This window comes from Stenotrophomonas sp. INTA L402-1, from assembly GCF_059295135.1.
The window spans coordinates 1-570 of record NZ_JCAFWP010000197.1 but is presented as its reverse complement, the minus strand read 5'-3'; the positions used below and the strand labels follow the sequence as shown (position 1 = coordinate 570).

The 570-nt window shown below is 50.2% G+C and carries 1 protein-coding gene; it reads right to left on the bottom strand.

What is annotated here, in order from left to right; all coding sequences use genetic code 11:
• A partial coding sequence (locus tag AC5O77_RS22310; protein ID WP_494507238.1) for a Rho termination factor N-terminal domain-containing protein occupies positions 1–570 on the bottom strand: 570 nt, incomplete at both ends.

Sequence of the window (570 nt, the reverse complement as noted above, 5' to 3'; positions counted from 1 at the left end):
TCTGCAGCAGCATGGTTTTACCGGCTTTCGGCGGTGCCACAATCAGACCACGCTGACCACGACCGATAGGTGATGCCAAGTCCAGTACGCGAGCGGTTAAATCTTCAGTAGAACCGTTACCACGTTCCATGCGCAGACGAGAGTTTGCGTGAAGCGGGGTTAAGTTCTCAAAGAGGATTTTGTTGCGGGCGTTTTCAGGTTTGTCGAAGTTAACTTCGTTAACTTTCAGCAGCGCAAAATAGCGTTCACCTTCTTTCGGCGGGCGAATCTTACCAGAGATGGTATCACCAGTGCGGAGGTTGAAACGGCGGATTTGGCTAGGGGAAACGTAGATGTCATCAGGACCGGCGAGGTAGGAGCTGTCTGCGGAACGGAGAAAACCAAATCCATCCTGCAATATCTCCAGTACGCCATCACCAAAGATATCTTCGCCACTCTTTGCGTGCTGCTTCAGGATGGCAAAAATAATGTCCTGCTTACGCATACGAGCCAGGTTTTCCAGCCCCATATTTTCGCCGAGAGTGATCAGCTCAGAAACCGGCGTATTCTTTAATTCGGTAAGATTCATAG